This window comes from Oerskovia sp. NPDC060338 (assembly GCF_042726295.1).
Classification (GTDB): domain Bacteria; phylum Actinomycetota; class Actinomycetes; order Actinomycetales; family Cellulomonadaceae; genus Oerskovia; species Oerskovia merdavium.
In genome coordinates this window covers 1-14,849 of record NZ_JBHXCQ010000012.1, presented here as the reverse complement: position 1 = coordinate 14,849, position 14,849 = coordinate 1, and the positions used below count along the sequence as shown (strand labels likewise).

10 protein-coding genes and 1 tRNA gene are annotated in these 14,849 nt (G+C 72.7%); 4 read left to right on the top strand and 7 right to left on the bottom strand.

Annotated features, from left to right (window positions below; all coding sequences use genetic code 11):
* Window positions 1-168: 168 nt before the first annotated feature.
* The 4 genes from ACFWGN_RS15230 to ACFWGN_RS15215 form a co-directional block, all read right to left on the bottom strand.
* Window positions 169-804, bottom strand: coding sequence for a PadR family transcriptional regulator (locus tag ACFWGN_RS15230; protein WP_377617918.1), 636 nt, complete (start codon window positions 802-804; stop codon window positions 169-171).
* A gap of 150 nt (window positions 805-954) precedes the next feature.
* Entirely contained in the window at window positions 955-2,046 is a 1,092-nt protein-coding gene (locus ACFWGN_RS15225; protein ID WP_377617916.1) for a hypothetical protein, read from the bottom strand.
* Between the two features lie 65 nt (window positions 2,047-2,111).
* Window positions 2,112-2,687 carry a dCTP deaminase gene (gene dcd / locus ACFWGN_RS15220; protein WP_056652708.1) on the bottom strand — a complete coding sequence of 192 codons (576 nt, stop codon included), beginning with the start codon at window positions 2,685-2,687 and terminating at the stop codon, window positions 2,112-2,114.
* Between the two features lie 164 nt (window positions 2,688-2,851).
* Window positions 2,852-3,526, bottom strand: a complete 675-nt coding sequence (locus tag ACFWGN_RS15215; protein WP_377617915.1) for an NINE protein — start codon at window positions 3,524-3,526, stop codon at window positions 2,852-2,854.
* Window positions 3,527-3,661: 135 nt separating this feature from the next.
* Between ACFWGN_RS15215 and ACFWGN_RS15210 the strand changes: the two genes are divergently transcribed.
* A tRNA-Gly gene (locus ACFWGN_RS15210) sits at window positions 3,662-3,735 on the top strand.
* Between the two features lie 60 nt (window positions 3,736-3,795).
* On the opposite strand, the gene ACFWGN_RS15205 is transcribed toward ACFWGN_RS15210, so the two are convergent.
* Window positions 3,796-3,981 (bottom strand): hypothetical protein, encoded by a 186-nt coding sequence (locus tag ACFWGN_RS15205; RefSeq protein WP_377617914.1) that lies wholly within the window; start codon window positions 3,979-3,981, stop codon window positions 3,796-3,798.
* A gap of 154 nt (window positions 3,982-4,135) precedes the next feature.
* On the opposite strand from ACFWGN_RS15205, the gene ACFWGN_RS15200 reads away from it, so the two are divergent.
* The 3 genes from ACFWGN_RS15200 to ACFWGN_RS15190 all read left to right on the top strand — a co-directional run bounded on the left by ACFWGN_RS15200 (window position 4,136) and on the right by ACFWGN_RS15190 (window position 7,636).
* A complete protein-coding gene (locus ACFWGN_RS15200; protein WP_377618150.1) occupies window positions 4,136-4,543 on the top strand; it encodes a molybdopterin-binding protein in 408 nt (135 codons plus the stop codon).
* Complete coding sequence (gene modA, locus ACFWGN_RS15195; RefSeq protein ID WP_377617912.1) at window positions 4,540-5,394, top strand: molybdate ABC transporter substrate-binding protein; 855 nt, start codon at window positions 4,540-4,542, stop codon at window positions 5,392-5,394. The genes ACFWGN_RS15200 and modA overlap by 4 nt, the downstream gene beginning before the upstream one ends.
* 88 nt (window positions 5,395-5,482) lie before the next feature.
* On the top strand, window positions 5,483-7,636 hold the full coding sequence (locus ACFWGN_RS15190; RefSeq protein WP_377617910.1) for an ABC transporter permease: 2,154 nt from the start codon (window positions 5,483-5,485) through the stop codon (window positions 7,634-7,636).
* Window positions 7,637-7,686: 50 nt separating this feature from the next.
* Here the strand turns inward: ACFWGN_RS15190 and ACFWGN_RS15185 are convergent, their stop codons facing one another.
* On the bottom strand, window positions 7,687-8,937 hold the full coding sequence (locus ACFWGN_RS15185; RefSeq protein ID WP_377617908.1) for an AGE family epimerase/isomerase: 1,251 nt from the start codon (window positions 8,935-8,937) through the stop codon (window positions 7,687-7,689).
* 99 nt (window positions 8,938-9,036) lie between these two features.
* Complete coding sequence (locus ACFWGN_RS15180; RefSeq protein WP_377617907.1) at window positions 9,037-14,505, bottom strand: GH92 family glycosyl hydrolase; 5,469 nt, start codon at window positions 14,503-14,505, stop codon at window positions 9,037-9,039.
* Between the last annotated feature and the right edge of the window lie 344 nt (window positions 14,506-14,849).

Here is a 14,849-nt window from a genome sequence, read left to right as displayed (position 1 = left end):
GCAGAGGACGGCCCGGAGACACACCGGGTCCGGTAAGTATTTTACCGTTCAACGAGGCCTTGGTGACCACTCGGCGCCCCGAGGATCGGTGGGTGATGTCACAGGTTCAGCGGGAACACACGAGCGGACCACGACGCGGCGAGCCGCAGAACCCCTGCGGAGCGGCGGTCAGCGGGTCGCCGACCGCCACGCATCGATCCCTCCGAGGGTCCCGTCGGCGATGCGCCGCACGAGCACCTCGGTGTACGCGAGCTCGGCGCGCAGGATCGCCAGCTCGTAGCGCGAGTCCGCGACGGCGAGCTCGGACACCTCGGGCCGGTCCGCGCCGGAGAGGTCGAGGTCCTCCAGGTCGTCCTCGATCCTGCGGACCTTGACCCGCAGCGCGACCAGACGGGTGCGCAGGAGGTCCGTGACGTCGTCGGGCCCCAGGAGCGGGAGGAAGCTGAGCGCCGCCATGAACTGCGGGTACTCCTTGACGGGCGTGCCCAGGAGGGCGCGCATCCAGTCGTCGACCTCGGTGCGCCCCGCGCCGGTCAACCGGTAGACGGTGCGCTGCGGACGGTTCCCGTCCTGCTCGGTGCCCGCCGGCTCGATGAACCCGTCGCGCACGAGCGCCGTGATGACCGAGTAGAGCGAGCCGTAGTTGAGTCGCACGGACTCGTCCTTGCGACGGTCCTTGAGCGTGCGCGCGATCTCGTACGGGTGCATGGGGCGCTCCGCGAGCTGCGCGAGGACCGCGAGCGCCAGGGCGTTCGCACGGCGCCGTGCCGTGGCGGCGTCGCCGGACGCTGCGTCGTCTGCCATGTCCGCCTCGCCCGTTCTCGCCCGTTCTCGCCCGTCTTCGACTACTCGGCACAGAGTATTCGCGGCCCCTCTGGGAGCGCAACCACGCTCCGGGCCCGCGAGCGGGCGGGTCGGTGGCGGGTGCGGGCCCACCCGGCCCGCACCCCCTGCTCAGATGTCCTGCGGGTCCACGAGGAAGTCGGCCTCGTCGGCGATCTCGCCACCGACCGCGGCATAGAGCGCACGCGTCACGTTCGCGATCAGCTCGGCCGCGCGCTTGCGCGCGATCTTCAGCTCGAACGACGGCGACTCCGTCTGCGCCTCGACCAGGTCGCGCGGCTCCCAGCGCAACCGGTAGGCGACCGCGCCCTGCGAGGCCCACGGGAGGTTGCGCAGCAGGAGCGGGAGCTGCTCCTCGCCGCCGATCTCCACGGCCACCAGGCCGTCGACCCCCATGTCGATGATCAGGCCGTAGCCGTCGAGCACCTTGCCGCTCGTCAGCGCCGCGATGTCGATGTCGTCGGCCTGGGCGTGCAGCGCGCGCCGCAGCTCGGGGTCCATCTTCTCGCCCCGGTACAGCGGCAGCTCGCCGATGCCCTGGGGCGGGCCCCCGTACGAGCGCCCCTCGGTCGCGAGCACCACGCGCGGGTGGACGTTCGAGACGACCGCGAGCGCGGCCTCCGGGTCGAGCCACACGTCCGAGAACACGGACATGTCGACAGCGACCCCCGGGTCGGGGGTCAGCACGACCGCGGGCGCCGCCGGGTTGCCGGCGTCCACCCGGATCGAGCCGCCCAGGCGGCGCGCGACCTCGACGAGCCACGCGATGACGCGCTCCTCCTCGCGGGTGGGCAGGCCCGCGGGGAAAGCACGCCCGACGCCGTCGCGGTCCCCACCACCGGGGAACGGGACGTCGCCGCGCTCGCGCGGGCACACGACGTCGTACACCTGCTCCGTGCCGGGCGGCAGACCCGGGTTGCTCCCGTCCGCCGACCACGGGGAGTAGGGCCCCGTGAGCGTCGAGTGCCGCGAGGTGCGCAGGACCCCGGGCTCCCCCGGCTTGGCCGTGCGGGGCGCCGGCGTCAGAGGATCCGTGCCCGACGGCGCCACGTCCCACCGCGCCCCGGCGAACCTGGACACGGCAAGGGTCTCGACCTCGTCGATCTCGACGTCCCCCGGCAGCGCGAGCAGGTGCCGCGCCTGGTGGCCCTGCGCCGACGACGCGGGGAACGGTTGGAGGGTCGAGCTGGGCGCCTGGGACACGGTGGTGTCAGCCTCTCTGCGGTGAGAACGTCCGATCTGGCGGGCTCGGGTGAGCCGGCTGGGGATCACACGTCGGTGCGGTGGAAGTTCTGCCAGGAACGCGAGGCCGTGGGGCCCCGCTGACCCTGGTACCGAGAACCATAGATCGACGAGCCGTACGGGTGCTCCGACGCCGACGACAGCCGGAAGAAGCACAGCTGGCCGATCTTCATGCCCGGCCACAACGTGATGGGGAGCGTCGCGACGTTGCTCAGCTCGAGCGTCACGTGACCGCTGAAACCAGGGTCGATGAAACCGGCCGTGGAGTGCGTGAGGAGCCCGAGGCGGCCCAGGGAGGACTTGCCCTCGAGGCGGGCCGCGACGTCGTCGGGCAGGGACACCTGCTCGTAGGTCGCGCCCAGGACGAACTCGCCCGGGTGCAGGATGAACGGCTCGCCCGGCTCGACCTCGACGAGGCGCGTCAGGTCCGGCTGGTCCGTCGACGGGTCGATGAACGGGTACTTGTGGTTGTCGAACAGCCGGAAGAACTTGTCCAGCCGCACGTCGATGCTCGACGGCTGGAGCATCGCGGGGTCGTAGGGGTCGAGGCGGACCCGCTGGGCGTCGATCTCGGCAGTGATGTCGCGGTCGGAGAGGAGCACGGGGCAACGGTACTCCGCGCCGGGCGGGCGCCGAGAGATGGTCCGGCGAGGTCATCGCGGACACGGCCGAGGGTCGGGCCGGTGTGGGCCGGCGCCCCGGACGCCGGACCCGAGGCCGGCCGGTCAGACGGGCTGAGCCTGACCGACCTCGGGTGGGCACGGCATCAGCTCCGCAGCGGTCGGCCCGTCGAGTCGACCGAGTACTGCCCCGACTTGGACGTCAGGTAGAGGATGCCCTCGACCAGGCCCCAGATCGCGACGGCCCAGCTGAGGAAGCCCAGCGACAGCACCGAGATGAGCAGCATGGTCACGCCGACCCCGGTGTACCCGAGGTAGAAGCGGTGGATCCCGAGGCTGCCCAGGAAGATCCCGAGCAGACCCGCCGCGAGACGCGACTTGGCGTTCGGGTCCTCGTAGTAGCCGGTCTGCTGGGCACCGTACGCGCCGTAGGGCTGCTGGTAGCCGGGCTGCTGGCCGTACGGGTCCGTCGGGGCCCCGTAGCCGTAGCCGGGCTGCGTCTGCTGACCGTACGGGTCCGCGGGCGCGCCGTAGCCGGGCTGGGCCTGCTGACCGTACGGGTCCGCGGGCGCGCCGTAGCCGGGCTGGGCAGGCTGGCCGTAGCCGGGCTGCTGGCCGTAAGGGTCCGTCGGGGCGCCGTAGCCGTAGCCGCCCTGCCGGCCCGCAGCCGGGTCGACCGGCGGGTAGCCCTGCGCACCGGCAGCATCCGGTGTGCCGTAACCCGGCTGGGCAGGCTGGCCGTACGCGGGCTGCTGCGCCGCGTACGGGTCCGCTCCAGCCGCAGGATCAGTGGGCTGCTGCTGGTACGGGTTCTCGGACAAGGCGCCTCCTCAGGCGTAGCGCGGGCTTCGATGCTGGCATCATGGCCCGCGTTGGGTATGATCGTGGACGCACACCGGTTCCTGATCGGCTCGCACCGCCGGAGACGGCCTGCGAACCGCAAGGATCCACGTCATGCGGATGTAGTTCAATGGTAGAACTTCAGCTTCCCAAGCTGATAGCGCGGGTTCGATTCCCGTCATCCGCTCCACCCGAGAGGCCCCGCACCAGCTGGTGCGGGGCCTCTCGCGTCCCCCGATGTGCGGGGCCGTCAGGCGTCCCGTCGCGACCGCACCACGTAGCTCGCGACACCGGCGACGACCGCGACCAGGCCGAGCACGGCCCAGAGCATCGGCGACCCGGGCTCGTCCCCTCCTGTGATCGCAGTGACGACTCCTCCGACGGCCCAGATCACCCCGATCACGACCAGGGCCAGCGAGCTCCAGTAGCGACTCACGACACGTCCTCCTCCCCGTCCTCGGCGCACGCGCCGCACGCCTCTCGGAGCATGCCACGCCCGCGACACGGAATCAGGCATATCGCCGCCAACCGGCCCGTATCATGACATCGTGTCGCAACAGTTCCGCATCTGCGGCACTATGCTCGCTCTCATGCCGCACTATCGGATACGCGAAGCCGCCGACCTGCTCGGCGTCAGTGACGACACCGTCCGCCGCTGGGTCGACGCGGGCGACCTCGACGTCGCCCTCGACGACTCGGGCCGCAAGGTCGTCGACGGCGCGCAGCTCGCGCGCTTCGCGACCCAGAACGCCCAGTCCCCCACGAGCGACCCGTCCGGCGTCGCCCGCTCGGCCCGGAACCGGTTCGTCGGGATCGTGACCCACGTCGTGAGCGACACCGTCATGTCCCAGGTCGAGATGCTGTGCGGCGGCCAGCGCGTCGTGTCGCTCATGAGCACCGAGGCGGTCCGTGAGCTCGGGCTCGAGCCCGGCAGCCTCGCCGTCGCCGTCGTCAAGGCCACCACCGTGATCGTCGAGACGCCAGGAGGCATCGCGTGAACAGCACCACCCCCGCTCCCCGGACCGCACCGTCGTCCCCCGCGTCCCGCACCCGAGCCGCGAGGCGCACGGTCGCCGTGATGACCACGGCCCTGCTGACGGTCGCCCTCGCGGCCTGCGGGACGTCGTCGGGCAGCGAGACCCCCGCCGCCTCCTCCGCACCGGACGCGGCCGTCGAGGAGCAGACCCTCACGGTCCTCGCCGCCGCGTCGCTGCGCGACGTGTTCGCCGAGCTCGCCGAGGGCTTCGAGGCCGAGCACGACGGCGTGACCGTCGCGCTGTCGTTCGCCGGGTCGGCCGACCTCGCCGACCAGCTCCTCGCCGGGAGCCCGGGCGACGTGTTCGCCTCGGCCGACACCAAGAACATGGACCGCGTCGTCGAGGGCGGCGACGCGGCCGACCCCGTGGTCTTCGCGACCAACACGCTCACGGTCGTCGTCCCCGCCGGGAACCCCGGTGGCGTCACGTCGTTCGCCGACCTCTCGCGCGAGGACCTCAAGGTCGTCGTGTGCGCGGCCGAGGTGCCCTGCGGGTCCGCGACCGCCAAGGTCGAGGCCGCCGCCGGCACCACCGTCCACCGCGTGAGCGAGGAGGCGAGCGTGACCGACGTCCTCGCCAAGGTCACCGCCGGGGAGGCCGACGCCGGGCTCGTCTACGTGACCGACGCGACCCTCGCGGGCGACGACGTCGAGGTGATCGACGTCCCCGAGACCAAGACCGTCGTGAACACCTACCCGATCGCGGTGACGTCGGGAGCCGCGGACGCCGCGCTGGCCCAGGAGTGGCTCGACCTCGTGACCGGGCCCGTCGGCCAGGCAGCGCTCGCGAAGGCGGGCTTCGGGGCACCGTGAGGCCGGGACGCGGGGGCGGAACCGTTCTCGGGTCGGACGTCGACCGCGCCCGGGACCGCAGCCCCGGTGCGCCTCGGACAACCATCTGATGCGCGGCCTCCCCCGCTGGGTGCTCGCGCCCGCGCTGCTCGGCGCCCTGTTCGTCGTCGTGCCCGTGGTCGCGATGGTCGCGCGACTCGACGTGTCCGGGGGGCTCGGCGGGATCTGGGACCTGCTCACCTCGCCCACCGCGACCGACGCCCTGTGGCTCTCGGTGCGGACCTCGCTCGTCGCGACCGTGTGCTGCGTGCTGCTCGGCGCGCCCATGGCCCTGGTCCTCGCACGGACCACGTTCCCCGGGCAGCGTGTCGCCCGTGCGCTCGTGCTGCTCCCGCTCGTCCTGCCGCCCGTCGTGGGGGGCATCGCGCTGCTCTACACGTTCGGCCGGCGCGGGCTGATCGGCCAGCACCTGTCCGTCCTGGGGATCGAGGTCGCGTTCACGACCACCGCGGTGGTCATGGCGCAGACCTTCGTCGCGCTGCCGTTCCTCGTGCTGAGCCTCGAGGGGTCGCTGCGGACGCACGACGCGCGCTACGAGGAGGTCGCCGCGACGCTCGGCGCCTCCCCCACGACCGTGCTGCGTCGCGTGACCCTGCCGCTCGTCCTGCCCGGGCTCGTGTCCGGGGCGGTGCTCGCGTTCGCGCGCGCCCTCGGGGAGTTCGGCGCGACCATCACGTTCGCCGGGGCGCTCCAGGGCGTCACCCAGACCCTGCCGCTCGAGATCTACCTGCAGCGCAGCGCCGACCCCGACGCCGCGGTGGCGCTCTCGCTCCTGCTGGTGGTCGTGGCCGTGATCGTCACGGCGGCCGTGCACGGGGGGCCGTTCGGGAGCGCGGACCCTCAGGTCCGGGGTGCGGGGTCGTCGGCCGAGGGGCGCCGAGAGGTCGCCGAGGTCGCCGACCGGGTCCGGGGACCCGTCGGAAGCGACGACGTCGGCCCCCCTCGAGCGACACGTGCATCCCCCTCGGCGAGCGAGCCCGTCACGCTCGGCGTGCGCGTCCGCCTCGCCGAGCGCGGCGTCGACCTCGACCTCACGGTCGAGCCCGGCCAGGTCGTCGCCATCCTCGGGCCCAACGGCGCCGGGAAGTCGACCGTCCTCCAGGCCGTCACGGGCCTGCTCCCCCACCGCGGGCACCCCTCGCGTCGCGGGAGGTCCCGCCGCGACGCAGGGATCCCCGGACCCGACGGCGCCGCTCACGGTTCGCGGACGAGCACACCTGCGCCCGTGCCTCGGCCGGGCACAGCGCAGGACGAGCTCCGTGTCACGGTCGACGGCGAGGTCCTGACCGACACGTCGCGCGGCCTCTCGGTCCCTCCGCGCCGGCGCGGGGTCGGTTGGCTGACCCAACGTCCGCTGCTGTTCGGGCACCTCGACGCGGCGGACAACGTCGCGTTCGGCCTGCGCGCCCGTGGCGTGCCCCGGCGCGCAGCCCGGGCCGAGGCCCGCGAGCGCCTCGACGAGCTCGGTGCCGGCCCGCTCATGGCGCGACGGCCCGGGGCGCTCTCCGGCGGGCAGGCCCAACGGGTCTCGATCACCCGTGCGCTCGCGACCGACCCGCGCGTCCTGCTGCTCGACGAGCCGCTCGCCTCGCTCGACGTCGGGGTCGCGCAGCAGGTGCGCCGGGTCCTGCACGACGCCCAGCGCGACCGACCCCGCACGACCCTGCTCGTGACGCACGACCTGCTCGACGTCCTCCTGCTCGCCGACCGGGCGGTCGTGCTCGAGGGCGGCCGGGTCGTGGAGGACGGGCCCGCGCGCGAGGTCCTGACCCGCCCCCGGTCCCGCTTCGCGGCACGGCTCGCGGGCATCAACCTCCTCGCGGGCGTCGCTGCCGAGGACGGTGGGTTGCTGCTCGACGGACCGGGGCTCGCCGTCGCGGGCGTCGTCGCCGACGCGACGAGCCTCGTCGCCGGCGATCCCGCGGTCGCGGTGTTCGAGCCCCGTGCGGTCGCGATCCACCGCGACGCGCCGTCGGGCAGCCCGCGGAACGCGTTCGCGGTGACCATCACCTCGATCGAGCCGCACGGCCAGCTCTTCCGGGCCTGGGGAGAGGTGACGGGTCCGCGCGAGGTGCGGGACGCCGTCGGGCACCTGGCCGCCGACCTGACCCCCCGCTCTGTCGCCGACCTGCGCCTCGCCCCGGGCGAGCACGTGTGGTTCGCCGTCAAGGCGGCCGAGGTGCAGGTCTACGGCACCCGCTGAGCGCGGGGCCCTCGTGCGACGCGCCGGGCATGTCGCACGAGGGTCCGCACTCAGCGGGACGTCACTGCCTCGACCGACTCCGCGAGGCTCCCCGTCACGGGCACGTCGGCCAGGAGCAGCGCCTGACCCGCGTGGTAGATGTCCGGCTTGCCGTCCCACACGGCCCCCGACGGGCGGTTGTGGACGTCGAGCTCGTGGTGCCACGAGCCGTGCTCGACGTCGACCAGTTGAGCCCGCGCGTACGCCCACCACTCCTGGGCGAGCCGCGCGTACCGCTCCTCGCCCGTGACCTTGGCGAGGACCTCCGCGGCCCCGATCGCCTCGGCCGCGACCCAGTGGAAGCGGCGCTGCTCGATCGGTCGGCCGTGCCAGTTGACCGTGTAGACGAAGCCGCCCTCGACCGGGTCCCAGCCGTCGTCGAGCGCCCGGTCGAACAGGTGGCGTGCCGCGTCGAGCCTCGGCCCCGGGATGCCCGCGGACGCCCCCGACCCCGAGGAGTCGCTCGCGGCGTCGAGCTGCAGCAGGAGCCGCGCCCACTCGAACCCGTGCCCCGGGGTCGAGCCGTACGGCTTGAACTGGTCGTTGGGGCGCTCGGCGTTGAGCTCGGGCTCCGGGTTCCAGGACGCGTCGAAGTGCTCGACGACGCGCCACTCGCGCTCGGCCGCCCCCGCCACGACCCGGTCGGCGACGGCCGTCGCGCGTTCGAGCCAGAGCGGGTCGCCGGTCGCCGAGTGCGCGGCGAGCATCGCCTCGACGCCGTGCATGTTCGCGTTCGCACCGCGGTAGCGGACGCACCTCGTCCAGGCGCGGTCCCACTCGTCGCACAGCATCTGCTGGTCTGCCTCCCAGAACTCCTGGTCCAGGACCCGCAGCGCCTCGTCGAGCAGCTCGCGCGCTCCGGGCCGTCCGGCCACGGTCCCGCTCGACGCGGCGAGGACGACGAACGCGTGCGCGTAGGCGCTCTTGGTGTCGTCGACCGCGTCCCCCGGCCCTCGCGACGCGAACCAGCCGCCGTCCGCGGGGTCGGCGAGGTAGGTCCGCAGCCCCTCGAGCGCCAGGTCGGCGTGCTCGTCGGCGCCCGGGACGCCCAGCAGCGAACCGAGCGAGTACATGTGCGCCATGCGCGCCGTGATCCACGTGTGCACGGGCTCGCGGGGGTCCGGCGCGCCCTTGTCGTCGAGCCAGCGAGCCCCGCCGTCCGCTCCCAGCGACGCCTCCGCGAAGGTGAGCAGCCCGTCGAGCTGGCTCCGGCGCCACGTGGCAGCGTCCGGTGCTCCGGCTGCGTCGTCCCTGGTGGTCATGGTTCCCCGTTCCTCGTACCTGTCGATGATGCTCCCCTGGGCGGGTGCCCCGCGGCCGGTCGTCCGACGGCGGGACACCCGATCAGGTACCTCTGGCGGCTAGCCGCAGGTGGCGGCCCCGTACGCGACCTCGCTGGTCACGACGACCTCCTCACCGTCGACCGTCGCGGTGGCGGTCACCGTCGTGGTGCCGGCCTCGATCGAGCCCGCACGCGTCGCGAACGACTGGTGCGCGCTCTTGCCCGGCCCGACGTTCGTGAACGTCTTGGTGCCGAACGGGGTGACGACCTTGATCGTCACGGGGAAGGACTCCCCGTTGACCGCCGTGACGGACAGCGTGACCTTCTTGGCCGTGCACTGCGTCTTGACGGTCGTGGCGACGTCGAGAGCCGGAGCGGCCTCGGTGACCGTGACGGTCACGGGGACGCTCGTGCTCGCGTACCCGTCGTCGACCGTCACGTGCGCGGTGTAGGTCCCGGGCTGCGCGTAGGTGTGCGCCCCCTGGACCGTGACCGAGGTTCCACCGGGGACGACCGTCCCCGGGGCCACGTCGCTGCCGTCTCCCCACGTGATCGCCGCCCGCAGCGGCGCCTCGGCCGTCGCGCGTCCACCGGTCACGGTGGCGAGCGTGGCCTCGAGCGAGGTCCCGGCGGCGACGCTCACGCCCGCTGCCGCCTCGGCGGCCAGCGGAGCGTGCTCCACCGGGGTGCCGTCGGAGGCGATCGCGAAGACGTGGATGCGTCCGTCGCTCGCGAGGGAACCCGGCTGGTCCGGGAGCGTGAGGCTCACGGGCCGCTTGCCCTCGGGGAGCGTGACCGGCGCCGTCGCGAAGATCGCTGCGGGGGTGCCGGTCTGCGGGCTGCCGCCGCGCAGACGGTGGTCGGTCACCGCGACCGCGATGTTGCCGGACACCGGGTTGCGGGCCGCGCCCGACCAGTCGCCGAAGCTCAGGTCGATGGGCTGCGACGAGCCGTCGTCGAACGTCAGCGTCCCGGAGGCCACCTGGTTCTTCTCCGTGCCCGTGCCGATCACCGAGAGCTGCTGCGCGTCCGCGGGGACGTCGACCTCGATGGTCTGGCCGTCGCCCGTCGCGTTGTCGGGCTGCCCGGCGGGGATCGCCGGGACGTCGAACCCGAGGTCCGTGCCCGGCACCGTGCCGCGCTGGCCCTGCACGAAGCCCTTGGCCGCGAGCTGTGCCCGGTCGAAGAACACGCCCTGGCCGTCACAGCTCCCGGACGTGGTCCCGACGTCGCCGATGCACACGTTGTCGTAGGCCGCGACGAGCGAGCCCTCACGGACCAGCTCGACGGACACGTCGAGCGAGGCCGTGACCGTCTTGTCGCCGCGCGTGACCGTGACCGTGACCGGGTAGACGCCCGGTGCGGCGAAGGTGTGCGGCGCGGTGACGGTGTAGCCGCCGAGCTGGACCTTGGTGAGGGTCCCGGCGGCGGGCTCGCTGCCGTCCCCGAAGGTCACGGTCGCGCTGACGTCGCCTGCGGCGACCTCCTCCGGCGTGACCCCGACGAGCGTCGCGAGCGACGCCTTGACCTCGGTGCCGGTCGTGGTCGCCACGTCCTGGCCGGCCGTGAGCGTGAGCTCGGCGCCGGTCGAGGCCTTGGGGTCGGCGAGCAGCTCGAGCTCGGCGAGCGCGAGCGCCCCCTCGCCCGAGGTCGCCGTGACCGCCACGCGGTACTGCGAGTACGCGGCGGGCTCGGCGAGCGTGAACGGCCGGGTCTGGACGGCCCAGCGGAACTGCTGGTCGGTGCGCTCGTCGAGCGTCGTCCAGGTCTGGCCGTCGTTCGACCCCTCGACCTTCCAGGCCTTGGGTGCTGCCGTGCCGGTCGCGCCCGAGGTCAGCGTGTAGGACGTGACCGTCGGCTGGAGGCCTGCGGCCTTCCAGGTGACGACAGGCGTGCCCGTCGTGAAGGTGGTGCGGGTCTGCGACGTGTTGTCGGTGAGCGACGCGAGCTGGGCGGCCGGCGTGCCGTCGGAGACGGTCACCGTCCCCAGGCCCGACGTCGTCACGTCCGTGTCGGACTCGGGCGCCTCGTCACCGGTGGTCAGGGACGGCGGTGCGTCGTCCTCGCCCGTGCCCCACGCGGAGGGCTCGGGGCCCATCTCGAAGTCGAGCGTGGTGCCGCCGACCAGGTCGGAGTGCTTGATCGACGTCGAGGTGTGCGCCTCGCCGTCGACCGTGAGCGACTGGACGTAGACGTTGTCGACGCTGTTCTGCGGGGCGTTGACGACCAGGTCGCCGCTCTCGAGGTGCACGGTCGCCTTGGTGAACTGCGGCGAGCCGATCGCGTACTCCTCCGAGCCGACCTGCAGGGGGTAGATGCCGAGCGAGGACAGGATCCACCACGACGACATCTCGCCGTTGTCCTCGTCACCGGGGTAGCCCTGGCCGATGTCGCTCCCCACGAACAGGCGGCGCAGCGACTCGCGGACCTTCTCCTGCGCCTTGGCCGGGGCTCCGGCCGCGTCGTAGAGGTAGGGGATGTGGTGCGAGACCTGGTTGCTCATGCCCCACTGGCCCATGCGGACGTCACGTGCTTCGAGACGCTCGTGGATGCCGCCGTTGGGTGCCTTCTCCGGGGTGCTGAAGAAGAGGTCGAGCTTGGCCTCGAGGCCGTCCTGCCCGCCGTAGAGGTTGGCGAGGCCCTGACCGTCCTGGGGGGCGTGGAACGCGAAGTTCCAGCCGCTGGTCTCGGTGTAGGGACCGCCCCAGTCCTCGGGGTTGAACGTCTCGGGAGACTTCTCGAACGTCCCGTCGGCGTTGCGGCCCTGGAAGAAGCCCGTGGCCGGGTCGAACAGGTTGACGTAGTGCGTCGCACGCTCGAGGAAGTACTCGGACTCCTCGCGCAGCTGCTCGCGGCGCTCGTCGGGCGTGGCGGGGTCCTCGGCGAGGGCCGCGGCCATGTTGCCGATGCCGAAGTCGTTGATGAGCCCCTCGAGGCCCCACGACACGGACTCGTGCGTGGACGCCTGGGTGTAGCCGAGGAACTGCGACGTGTCGAGGCCCTTGCGGCCCACGGCGTTGTTCGGCGGCAGGACCGTCGCGTTCTTGAGCGCGGCGTCGTACGTCGCGAGCGGGTCCGCGAGCGGGACGCCCTTGAGGTACGCGTCGGCGAAGGCCACGTCCGAGCTGGTGCCGGTCATGAGGTCCGCGTAGCCCGGGGAGGACCAGCGAGCGACCCAGCCACCGTCACGGTACTGCTGGACGAACCCGTCGACGAGCTCGGCCGCCAGCTCCGGGTACAGGAGCGAGTAGGCGGGCCAGGCCGTGCGGTAGGTGTCCCAGAAGCCGTTGTTGACGTAGATCTTGCCGTCGACGATCTTGGCGTTCGTCGTGGTGTCGCTCGCGCTGCCGGTCTTGGCCGCGACGGGGCTCGCGTACTGGAACTTCGGCGCCTCGGCCGTGCCCGTGTTCTCGAACTGCGAGTTGGGGTACAGGTTGAGGCGGTAGAGGTTGGAGTAGAGCGTCGTGAGCTTGTCCTCGTTGGCGCCCTCGACCTCGATGACCTCCAGGCGGTCGTTCCAGGCGGACTGCGCCGCGGAGCGCACGTCCTCGAAGGACCGGCCCGTGACCTCGAGGTCGAGGTTCTTGCGGGCCTGCGCCTGGCTGATGAAGGACGTGGCCACGCGGAGCTCGACGGTCTTGTCCGACGAGGTGTCGAACGTCGCGAACCGTGCGTTGGCGCGGTTGCCCGCGGCGGTCCCGACCGCGCTGGGCAGGCGGTCGAACGTCCCGGAGATGAACATGCGCGACCGTCCGGCCGAGAGGCCGCTGCCGCCGTCGACCCAGCCGGAGAGCGTGCCGCTCGCGGCGTCGTAGGCCAGCTTGGCGTCGCCGCTCACGCTGTCGACGAGGACCTGGCCCTGGTCGGTCGCGTAGGAGAAGCGGAGCACCGCGCCGTGATCGGTCGGGGTGACCTCGGCCTGGATGCCGTTGGTGAACCGCACCCCGTAGTAGTCGGGCTGCGCGGTCTCGTCGTCGTGCGTGAACTCGAGCGCGCGCGTGCCGAGCGTGGCGTTGGGCGTGCCGCCGCCGGCCGCGGGCAGGAACGCGAGCTGGTTGCGGTCCCCCATCCAGGGGCTGGGCTCGTGCGAGACCCCGATGCCCTGGAGCTGGGGCTTGTTGTTCGCGTTGTTCTGCTGCTGGTACGCGTAGAGCCAGCTCTGGGACGCCGCGTCGGTCATGGGCGTCCAGAAGTTGAAGCCGTTGGGCACCGCGGACGCGGGGATGTTGTTGCCGCGCGAGAACCCGCCGGTCGCGAACGTGCCGCGGCGCGTGTCGACGTAGTTGGTCAGGCTCGACCCGTCGATCCGCTCGGGGCTCGCGGTGAAAGCGATGTCGTCGACCCAGCCCTGGAAGCGCGTGCCGGCCTTGCCCGTGGGGTTGTCGTAACCGAGCAGGACCTCGTCGACCGTCTTGCCGGTCGCGACGCCGCCCAGGTCCACCTGGATCGAGTTCCACTGGTTGGCGTAGAGGATCTTGCCCGTGCCCTGGCCCTCGGGCGAGAACGGGGTGTCGTGCTGGTCGCGCGCACCGAGCTCGGACAGGTACGTGCCGTCGGTGAACTTCACGTCGACCGACGCGTACGTCGAGGGGTACGCGAGGTCGTTGAGCAGCTCGGGGAAGATCGTGTAGCTCAGGCGCGTGTCCTCGCCCACGGCGACGTCGACGTCGTCGTACAGGAGGTTGGTCGCGCTCGACGGCCCGTCGGCGAGCTGGCTGCCCGCGTAGCGCAGGGCCTTGGTGCCCGTGAAGCCGACGTTGGTCTTGATGGTCGGGCCGCTCGACGGGCCGGCGCCGACCTTGGTGACCATGGGCGTCTGCGCGGGGGCGGCGTTCAGGTCGGTCGAGAGGTTCCAGTCCGCGAGCTGGGTGAGCGACTCGCCCGAGTTGGCGGTGACGTTGAGGCGGTAGTGCTGGTAGGTGCCGGGCGTCGCGACCTCGAAGACCCGCGCCTGCTTGCGCTGGGGGAAGTCCTCGTTGCTCCGCTGGTCGAGCGGGACCCACGTGGTGCCGTCGGTGGACCCTTCGAGGGTCCAGCTCTTGGGGTCGCGTCCCTCGGCGTCGTCGCCCGACGTCATCGAGTAGCCCGTGATCCGTACGGGCTCGGTGAACGCGTAGGCGACCCAGCCGGTCGTGGTCCGGGTGAGCCACTTGGTGCCCGAGTTGTCGTCGGCGAGCTTGGCCGCGCCCTCGTTGGGGAGGTTCTCGCCGCTCGCGGTCACTCCCGCGAGCTTGCCGAGCGCGCTGCCGGGCAGCGTGGAGACGGGTCCGGTGACGTTGGACTGCCAGGGCGCGCCGTCGCGCTGGGCGACGGTCGTGTCGAGGGCTGCGGCGTCACCGGTCTCGAACGACGTCGAGAAGTCGCCGGGCTCGGGTGCGGCCGAGGCCGTCCCGACGCCCAGCGGGAGCATGGGCAGGGCGAGGCCGGCCGCGAGGACGCCCGCGATGCGGCGTCGGCCCTTGCCCGCGGGTGTGCCGGGAGAGGTGGGCTTGCTGCCCGACGGCGCATCCGCCGTCGGGCGTTCGTGCGTGGGTGGGTACCAGCTCATGTCGTGCGATCTCCTTCGATCGTTCCGGCCACAGTTGGTGCAGCGGGGTCTTCTTCCGTGCGGTGCGGGCCGCCGGGTGGCGGTCCGCGGGTCTCGGTCTCCCGTCCCCCCGGGAAACCGACAGCGCTGTCAGGTTGGTGCAAGCAACTCCCTCGTCGACCCTTCTCAGAGGGTCGACGAGGGAGCGCCGTTCCCCGGTGCACAGCGTCGGACACCGGAAGTCTGGGGCTCGGCGCGGCTGCCGGCCCGCCCCGGGGGGGGCCCGGGGGGGGGGGGCCCCCGGCGGGCGCCCCCACACCAGGCCGGCGAGAAGCCCCCCCACAAAGAAAATGAGACCCAGAGTT